Here is a 9,328-nt window from a genome sequence, read left to right as displayed (position 1 = left end):
GTGGTCCGCGACACCGCGGACAACTGCATCATCGTGTGCTCGATCGAGAACCTCGATCCGATGGGCGTGCACACCGGCGACTCGATCACCGTGGCCCCGGCGCAGACGCTGACCGACAAGGAATACCAGCGCCTGCGTAACGCGTCGGTCGCGGTGCTGCGCAAGATCGGCGTCGACACCGGCGGCTCGAACGTGCAGTTCGCGAACAATCCCGAAGACGGCCGGATGATCGTCAACGAGATGAATCCGCGTGTCTCGCGTTCGTCGGCTCTGGCCTCGAAAGCGACCGGTTTCCCGATCGCCAAGATCGCCGCCAAGCTGGCTGTCGGCTACACCTTGGACGAGTTGCGCAACGAGATCACCGGCGGCGTCACGCCGGCTTCGTTCGAGCCGAGCATCGACTATGTCGTCGTCAAGATTCCGCGCTTCACCTTCGAGAAATTCCCGACCGCCGACTCGCGTCTGACCACGCAGATGAAGTCGGTCGGCGAAGTGATGGCGATCGGCCGCAACTTCCAGGAATCGCTGCAGAAAGCGCTGCGCGGCCTGGAAGTCGGTTCCGATGGCTTCGATCCGGTGGTCGCTGATTTCTCCGAAGCGAACCTCACGAAGATCCGCGAAGAGCTGGCGACGCCGCGTGCTGGGCGCATCTGGTACGTCGGCGATGCGTTCCGCGCCGGCATGAGCATCGCCGACGTGTTCCGCTATTCGAAGATCGATCCCTGGTTCCTCGAGCAGATCGAAGAGCTGATCCAGACCGAAAGCGAAATCGCCGCCGAATCGATCAGCAAGATCAGCAAGGACAATCTGCGCCGCTACAAGCGGCTCGGTTTCGCCGATCGCCGCATCGCCACCTTGCTCGGCGTGAAGGCCGCATCGGTGCGTGCCCGCCGCCACAAGCTCGGCATTCGGCCGGTCTACAAGCGGGTCGATACCTGCGCGGCCGAGTTTCCGTCGTCGACCGCCTACCTGTATTCCAGCTATGACGAGGAATGCGAGGCTGCGGTCACGGACGCCAAGAAGATCATCGTCCTTGGCGGTGGCCCGAACCGCATCGGCCAGGGCATCGAGTTCGATTACTGCTGCGTGCATGCCGCGATGGCGCTGCGCGAAGACGGTTACGAAACGATCATGATCAATTGCAATCCGGAGACCGTATCGACCGACTACGACACCTCGGATCGCCTGTACTTCGAACCGCTGACCTTCGAAGACGTGATGGAGATCATCGAGCTCGAAAAGCCGCTCGGCGTGATCGTGCAGTTCGGCGGCCAGACGCCGCTGAAGCTGGCGCGGGCGCTGGAAGCTGCGGGCGCGCCGATCATCGGCACCAGCCCGGATTCGATCGATCTCGCCGAAGACCGCGAGCGTTTCCAGAAACTGGTCGATGAGTTGAAGCTGAAGCAGCCGCCGAATGGCGTGGCGACTTCGCTGAAGGCGGCGCTCGCCGTCGCCCAGAAGGTCGGCTATCCGCTGGTCGTTCGTCCGAGCTATGTGCTCGGCGGTCGGGCGATGGAAATCGTCCATGACGACGCCGATCTGCAGCGCTACATGACCGAGGCGGTCAAGGTCTCGAACGATTCGCCGGTGCTGCTGGATCGCTTCCTCGAGAACGCGATCGAAGTCGATGTCGATGCGCTGGCCGACAGCGAGGGCAACGTCGTGATCGGCGGCATCATGGAGCACATCGAACAGGCTGGCGTGCATTCGGGCGACTCGGCTTGTTCGCTGCCGGCCTACACGCTGAGTCAGAAGGTGCAGGACGACATCCGCGACCAGATGTTCAAGCTGGCGCGCGCGCTGAAGGTCTGCGGCCTGATGAATGCGCAGTTCGCGCTGCAGGGCGATACGGTCTATCTGCTCGAAGTGAATCCGCGTGCTTCGCGCACCAGCCCGTTCGTGTCCAAGGCCATCGGCCGGCCGCTGGCCAAGATCGCGGCGCGCTGCATGGCCGGGCAGTCGCTGCCCAGCCAGGGCATCCACAAGGAAATCGTGCCGCCGTATTTTTCGGTCAAGGAATCGGTGTTTCCGTTCGCCAAGTTCCCGGGTGTCGATCCGCTGCTCGGCCCGGAAATGCGTTCGACCGGCGAAGTGATGGGCGCCGGCGTGCATTTCGGCGAGGCCTTCAACAAGGCCTTGCTCGCTGCTGGCATGACCTTGCCTTCGGGCGGCACGGCTTTCGTGTCGGTGCGCGAGGCGGACAAGGCGAAGGCCGTCGATCTGGCCCGTCTGCTGGTGGCCAAGGGCTTCAAAGTCGTGGCCACTGAAGGCACGGCGAATGCCATCACCGCGGCCGGATTGCTTTGCGAACGGGTCAACAAGGTCAAGGAAGGCCGCCCGCATTGCGTGGACATGATCAAGAATGGCGAGATCCAGTTCATCGCCAACACGACCGAGGGCAAGAAGTCGGTCGAGGAATCGCATTCGATCCGCGCCGCGGCCATCGCCCAGAAGCTGTGCTATTTCACGACCATCGCTGGCGCCCACGCTGCGGCGATCGCGATGGATCACCTCGATCACGTCGACGTCAACCGTCTCCAGGACCTCCATAAGCAAATCACCGCATGAGCACCAAGACCCCGATGACTCTGCGCGGCGCCGAGGCGCTGCGCGAAGAATTGCGTTACCGCAAGAGCGAACTGCGCCCGAAGATCATCGCGTCGGTCGAGGAAGCTCGTGCCCACGGTGACTTGAAGGAAAACGCCGAATATCACGCCGCCCGCGAGCAGCATGGCTTCAATGAAGGCCGCATCGGCGAGATGGAAGCGAAGCTGTCGAATGCCCAGATCATCGACCCGGCCGGGCTGCCGAAGACCGGCAAGGTGATGTTCAGCACGACCGTCGAGCTGGTCGATGCCGATTCCGGCGAGGAATTGCGTTATCAGATCGTTGGTGAAGATGAGGCCGACATCAAGAACGGCCTGATCTCGGTGAATTCGCCGATCGCCCGTGCATTGATCGGCAAGACCGAAGGCGATGTCGCCCAGGTCCAGACGCCTCGCGGCATCCGCGAGCTGGAAGTCGTCAAAGTCAGCTACCTCTGAGACCGTATTGAGCAAACCGCGCAGCAAGAGCAGCACCCAATGGCTCGCCGAGCACGAGGCGGACCCCTATGTGCAGCTGGCGCGCAAGGAAGGCTACCGCTCGCGGGCGGTCTACAAGCTCAAGGAAATCCAGGAACGCGACAAGATTTTGAAGACCGGCATGACGGTCGTCGACCTGGGCGCCGCGCCTGGCGGCTGGAGCCAGTTCGCGCGTCCGCAGATTGGTAAAAACGGACGGGTGGTGGCGCTCGACATCCTGCCGATGAATCAGCTCAAGGATGTCGAGTTCATTCTTGGCGACTTCCGGGAAGACTCGGTGCTGCAGGCGATCGAAGCGGCGGTGCCGGCAGGTTCGGCTGATCTTGTGTTGTCCGACATGGCCCCCAACATCTCTGGCATCGACGTTGCAGATCAAGCTGCGTCGATCTATCTGTGCGAACTGGCGCTGGATTTTGCGGTCCAGCGTCTGAAGCCAGGTGGAGCGTTTCTCGTGAAGCTGTTCCAGGGGCCGGGGTCCGAGGCGTATTTGAAACTGGTGCGAACGAAATTTCGCACCGTGCAGATTCGAAAACCCAAGGCATCGCGGGCCAGAAGTCCCGAGGTTTACGTGCTGGCGCGCAATCATCGCGTCGTGTAGTGTCAAAACGAATTACGGATTCAAGAATCCTGAGGATTATCCGTTGAACGATCTCGCGAAGAATCTGCTGCTCTGGTTGGTCATTCTGGTTGTTCTGGTGCTTTCGTTCCAGAGCTTTTCTTCGCGCAATGGCGCGCAGCCGAAACTGGCTTATTCGGACTTCCTCGAACAGGTCAAATCTGGCCAGGTCGACAGTGCCGAGATCGAAAGCCAGAACATTCGCGGCAAGCTGAAGAGCGGCCAGACCTTCACGGCGATCAGCCCGGAAACGGACAATCGCGCGATGATTGGTATCTTGCTCGACCACAACGTCAAGTTCGACGGTGCGGTGAAGCAGGAAACGCCGCTGGTGATGCAGATCCTGTTCAGCTTCGGCCCGATCTTGCTGCTGATCGGCGTCTGGATCTATTTCATGCGCCAGATGCAGTCCGGCGGTGGCGGCGGTCGCGGTGCGATGAGCTTCGGCAAATCGCGCGCCCGCATGCTCAATGCCGATCAAGTCAAGATCACCTTCGCCGATGTTGCCGGTGTCGAGGAAGCAAAGGCGGAAGTGTCCGAACTGGTCGACTTCCTGAAAGACCCGGGCAAATTCCAGAAGCTCGGCGGCAAGATTCCGCGCGGCGTGTTGATGGTGGGCTCGCCGGGTACCGGCAAGACCTTGCTCGCCAAGGCGATCGCCGGTGAAGCGGGCGTTCCGTTCTTCACGATCTCCGGCTCTGACTTCGTCGAAATGTTCGTCGGCGTCGGCGCCAGCCGCGTCCGCGACATGTTCGAGCAGGGCAAGAAGCACGCCCCGTGCATCATCTTCATCGACGAAATCGACGCCGTTGGCCGTCATCGCGGTGCTGGTCTCGGTGGCGGTCATGACGAGCGCGAGCAGACGCTGAATCAGTTGCTGGTCGAGATGGACGGCTTCGAAGGTAATGAAGGCGTGATCATCATCGCCGCGACCAACCGTCCGGACGTGCTCGACCCGGCGCTGCTGCGCCCAGGCCGTTTCGATCGTCAGGTGGTCGTGCCGCTGCCGGATGTCCGTGGCCGCGAGCAGATCGTCAAGGTTCATCTGCGTGCGCTGCCGCTGGCCGATGACGTGAAGCCGGAAATCATCGCCCGTGCGACGCCTGGTTTTTCGGGTGCCGATCTGGCCAATCTGGTCAACGAAGCTGCGCTATTCGCCGCACGCGGCAACAAGCGCTTGGTCGGTCAGGACGATTTCGATCGTGCGCGCGACAAGATCATCATGGGTGCCGAGCGCCGCTCGATGGTCATGAGCGAGGACGAAAAGCGCAATACGGCTTATCACGAAGCTGGCCACGCGATCGTCGGTCTGAACGTCCCGGAACACGATCCGATCTACAAGGTCACGATCATTCCGCGCGGCCGCGCCTTGGGTGTGACCATGTTCCTGCCGGAAGAGGATCGTCATTCGCGCTCGAAGCAGAGCTTGAACAGCCTGATCTGCATGATGTTCGGCGGTCGCGTTGCCGAAGAACTGACTTTGGGGCCGGATGGCGTCACCACCGGTGCGTCGAACGACATCGAGCGTGCGACCAACTTGGCTCGCAATATGGTCACCAAGTGGGGTCTGTCGGACAAGCTTGGTCCACTGGCCTACAGCGAAGACGAAGGCGAAGTGTTCCTGGGTCGCAGCGTCACGCAGCACAAGAACATGTCCGACGACACGGCGAACGCGATTGATCGCGAGATTCGTGAAGTCATCGACACCAACTACGCCCGTGCCAAGCAGATTCTGGTCGACAACTTCGACAAGCTGCATGCGATGGCCGATGCGCTGATGAAGTACGAAACGATCGACAGCGATCAGATCGCGCGGATCATGCAGGGCAAGGATCCGGGTGCGCCAGGTTCGTGGACGGATGGCACTCGGGTGCCGCCGGTAGGCAACAAGCCGAACGGTCCGTCGGCGGTTCCGCCGACCGTCACGCCGACGCCTGCCAGCCAGAACTGAAGCTGCTGCAGTAGTTTTCGGGGCCGGTTCATACCGGCCCTTTTCATTTGGCGAGCTGGAACCGATCGTGATTCTCGAACTGCCGCGTGGACGACGACTGGATTTGTCCTCGCCCGTGGTCATGGGCGTTCTGAACGTCACCCCGGATTCATTCTCCGATGGCGGCCGCCATGTCGGGATCGATGCCGCACTGGCCGCTGCGCGTCGAATGCTCGACGACGGCGCTGCGATCATCGACATCGGCGGCGAATCGACGCGACCCGGCGCTGATCCGGTGTCGGTTGGCGAGGAATGCGATCGCGTCCTGCCGCTGATCGAGCGCCTGTGCAGCGAGCGGGATTGCGTCGTGTCGATCGACACGATGAAGCCGGAGGTGATGCAGGCGGCTTGCCGTGCAGGTGCTGCGATCATCAATGATGTGCAGGCCTTGCAGGCGTTCGGCGCCATCGAGGTAGCCGCCGCCGAGCAGGCTGCTGTCTGCCTGATGCACATGCAGGGCGAGCCACGAACGATGCAGTTGGCGCCTGTCTATGCGTCCGTGGTTGATGAGGTCGGCGCCTTCCTCGAATTGCGGATCGCAGCTTGTCTCGCGCAAGGCATATCGGCTGCGCGGCTGCTGATCGATCCGGGTTTCGGTTTCGGCAAGACGCTCGCGCACAACCTCGAGCTTCTGGCGCAGTTGCCCAGTTTTCAGGCGCTGCGTTTGCCGATCCTGGTCGGGATGTCACGCAAGGGCATGCTTGGCCAGATCACAGGGCGAGCGGTGGCCGATCGAACGGCGGCAGGACTGGCGGCCGCAACGCTCGCGGTCTGGAACGGTGCAAGCATCGTCCGTACGCACGATGTTGCGGCAACGGTTGACGCCGTGAAAGTGGCTGGCGCAGTACGACGCGCGGTGCAAGCGGTGTCGGCCCCGTCATAATGTCGGGATGAGTCGACAATATTTTGGAACGGACGGCATTCGAGGGCGCGTGGGTCAGGCGCCGATGACCCCGGAGTTCGCCTTGAAGCTGGGTTGGGCAGCAGGCTGCGTGCTGGCGAAAACGCCGGGCGCACGGGTGCTGGTCGGCAAGGACACGCGGCGTTCGGGCTATCTGTTCGAATCGGCACTGGAAGCGGGTCTGGCTGCGGCCGGCGTTGAAACCTATCTGCTCGGGCCGCTGCCGACCCCGGCAGTCGCCTACCTGACTCGCGCACTCCGAGCTCAGGCGGGGGTTGTTATCTCGGCTTCGCACAATCTGCATTTCGACAATGGCGTGAAGTTCTTCTCCGGTGAAGGAGACAAGCTCAGCGATCAGCTCGAAGAGGAAATCGAGTCCTATCTGGAGCGGGATATCGTCTGCGTGCCGCCCGAATCAATGGGACGGGCGCGACGGATCGATGACGCGCAAGGCCGGTATATCGAGTTCTGCAAGGGCGCGTTCGCTGGCGATTCCCTGCGCGGCCTGAAACTGGTCGTCGATTGCGCCCATGGCGCGGCCTATCGGGTTGCACCGGCAGTTTTTGCCGAGCTCGGGGCGCAGGTGTTATCGATCGGTGTCAGCCCGAATGGCCTCAATATCAACGAGGACTGTGGCTCCACACATCTGGAAGCGTTGAAGGCGGCCGTTGCGCACCATCGTGCCGACATCGGCATCGCCCTCGATGGTGATGGCGATCGCTGCCTGATGGTTCGGGCCGATGGCCAGTCGGTTGATGGCGACGAGATTCTTTACGTGCTGGCGCGTCAGCGGCAGCTGTCAGGCAGCTTGCGTGGGCCGGTGATCGGTACCGTGATGAGCAATTACGGTCTTGAGCGCGCCTTCGCTGGACATGGCATCGCCTTCGAACGCGCTGCCGTCGGTGACCGTTACGTGCTCGAGCGCCTGCGTGCCACTGGCGGCATCATCGGCGGCGAAACCTCGGGACATACGATCTGTCTCGATCGGGCCCGCACCGGTGACGGCATCATCACCGCGCTCCAGATACTGGAAGCGATGCAGATCCAAGGCCTGTCGCTGGCCGAACTGGTGCAAGGCATGGCCAAGTTGCCACAGGTGTTGCTGAATGTGCCGGTGACCGGCAAGGCCAAGCCTCTGCTGGATCATGCGCTGGTGCTGGCCGCGGCGACCGAGGTCGAACAATGGCTGGCAGGGCGAGGGCGCTTGCTGTTGCGGGCGTCCGGTACTGAGCCGGTGCTACGGGTCATGGTGGAAGCCAATGACCCCGACGACGCAAACAAGGCGGCAGAACGCCTGGCAACCGCAGTACAGCAGGCTGCGGCCTTGTCGGTTGCTTGATCTCACAATTGAATGACTCAATCCACTAACAAGAGCGGAGGACCTATGTCGCGCGGATATCTGGTGGCGGGCAACTGGAAGATGAACGGATTATCGGCGTCGAACGTCGCACTGGTCGAAGGCTTGCTGCGTGGCATCGCCGAATGTCCGGCGATCGATGTACTCGTCTGCCCGCCGGCTTTGTATCTGGATGCGGTGAGGCGGCATATCGGTGCAGCGCCGATTGCGGTTGGCGGCCAGAACCTCAGCGATGAGCGCGAGCTTGGTGCTTACACCGGCGAACTTCATGCGTCGATGCTGAATGACGTGGGCTGCAGCCATGTGCTGGTGGGCCACTCCGAGCGCCGGACGCTCTATGGCGAGAATGATGCTTGTGTGGCACGCAAGTTCGTCGTTGCGCAGGCGGGCGGCCTGATTCCGGTGCTGTGCATCGGCGAAACGCTTGCTGAACGTGAAGCCGATCAGACCGAGGTCGTGTTGAAGCGTCAGCTGGATGCTGTCATTGCCGCTGCCGGAATCGGCGCATTCCTCAATGCGGTGGTTGCTTACGAACCGGTTTGGGCCATTGGTACCGGCCGTACGGCCAGCGTTGAGCAGGCTCAGGCGGCGCACGCATTTATCCGTGGCGTCATCGCCGCTAACGATGCTAAAATCGCAAATTCGGTTCGCCTGCTTTACGGCGGCAGCGTCAAAGCTGACAACGCAGCGTCCCTGTTCTCCTGTGAGGACGTGGACGGTGGTCTGATTGGCGGCGCGTCGCTGAAAGCCCCGGAATTCCTCGCGATCTGCGCGTCGGCCCAGATATTGGCCGCATCGCTCGACGCCTGACATCAACAACGATCGGGTTTCATGTACACAATTCTGGTAGTGCTACACGTGCTGGTGTCCATTGCGCTAATCGGCCTCGTGCTGATTCAGCATGGCAAGGGCGCCGATGCAGGTGCTGCGTTCGGCAGTGGTGCTTCGGGCACCGTATTCGGCTCACGCGGTTCGGCTAATTTTCTGACTCGGATCACCGCCTGGCTGGCCGGCGCGTTCTTCCTGCTCAGCTTGGCGCTGGCTTACGTCGTGCACGGCAAAAGCGCGAGCAGCAGCGTGGTCGATCAGGCTCCGGCTGCGGTTGTCTCCGAGCCCGTTGTTCCGGCGGTAACCTCGGAAGGCGGTGCTGTTCCGGCGCCAACGCCTGCGCCGGAAGTTCCTGCCCCAAGTCCGGCAGCACCTACGGCACCGGCAGGAAATGATTCTGCGCCGGGCTCGCAAAAGCCATCGGTTCCGCAGTAAAATAGTCGACGCGCTTGGTGCTGATGGATTGTTCTTTCAGCAGCGGCGCCAGAAGTAATAATCCTGAAAGCCGACGTGGCGGAATTGGTAGACGCACTACCTTGAGGTGGTAGCGGCG

9 protein-coding genes are annotated in these 9,328 nt (G+C 61.8%); 8 read left to right on the top strand and 1 reads right to left on the bottom strand.

Annotated elements, in window-relative coordinates:
- The 8 genes from carB to secG all read left to right on the top strand — a co-directional run.
- Window positions 1–2,568 (top strand): carbamoyl-phosphate synthase large subunit (gene carB, locus QZY06_RS20290; RefSeq protein WP_295687630.1); only part of this gene is annotated, 2,568 nt, incomplete at its 5' end.
- Window positions 2,565–3,044 (top strand): transcription elongation factor GreA, encoded by a 480-nt coding sequence (gene greA / locus QZY06_RS20285; RefSeq protein ID WP_293388111.1) that lies wholly within the window; start codon window positions 2,565–2,567, stop codon window positions 3,042–3,044. The genes carB and greA, both read left to right, overlap by 4 nt.
- 7 nt (window positions 3,045–3,051) lie before the next feature.
- A complete protein-coding gene (rlmE, locus tag QZY06_RS20280; protein WP_022975574.1) occupies window positions 3,052–3,681 on the top strand; it encodes a 23S rRNA (uridine(2552)-2'-O)-methyltransferase RlmE in 630 nt (209 codons plus the stop codon).
- Between the two features lie 43 nt (window positions 3,682–3,724).
- Entirely contained in the window at window positions 3,725–5,650 is a 1,926-nt protein-coding gene (gene ftsH / locus QZY06_RS20275) for an ATP-dependent zinc metalloprotease FtsH (protein ID WP_295687629.1), read from the top strand.
- 67 nt (window positions 5,651–5,717) lie between these two features.
- Window positions 5,718–6,572: a dihydropteroate synthase gene (gene folP / locus QZY06_RS20270; RefSeq protein WP_295687627.1), complete on the top strand. Its 855-nt coding sequence runs from the start codon at window positions 5,718–5,720 to the stop codon at window positions 6,570–6,572.
- A 7-nt stretch (window positions 6,573–6,579) separates the two neighbouring features.
- The gene (glmM, locus tag QZY06_RS20265) at window positions 6,580–7,929 is read left to right on the top strand and encodes a phosphoglucosamine mutase (protein WP_295687625.1); all 1,350 of its coding nucleotides are present in this window, start codon (window positions 6,580–6,582) and stop codon (window positions 7,927–7,929) included.
- 45 nt (window positions 7,930–7,974) lie between these two features.
- A complete protein-coding gene (gene tpiA / locus QZY06_RS20260; protein WP_295687623.1) occupies window positions 7,975–8,757 on the top strand; it encodes a triose-phosphate isomerase in 783 nt (260 codons plus the stop codon).
- Between the two features lie 21 nt (window positions 8,758–8,778).
- A complete protein-coding gene (secG, locus tag QZY06_RS20255) occupies window positions 8,779–9,210 on the top strand; it encodes a preprotein translocase subunit SecG (protein ID WP_295687621.1) in 432 nt (143 codons plus the stop codon).
- Here secG and QZY06_RS20250 read toward each other — a convergent pair.
- Window positions 9,149–9,328: hypothetical protein (locus QZY06_RS20250; protein ID WP_295687632.1), on the bottom strand; the 180-nt coding region annotated here is incomplete at its 5' end. The two genes, secG and QZY06_RS20250, sit on opposite strands and share 62 nt — an antisense overlap.

The sequence above is a fragment of the uncultured Nevskia sp. genome (assembly GCF_903885465.1).
Taxonomy (GTDB): domain Bacteria; phylum Pseudomonadota; class Gammaproteobacteria; order Nevskiales; family Nevskiaceae; genus Nevskia.
Note: the sequence above shows the minus strand (reverse complement) of the source record. Positions and strands in the feature narration are given on the sequence as shown.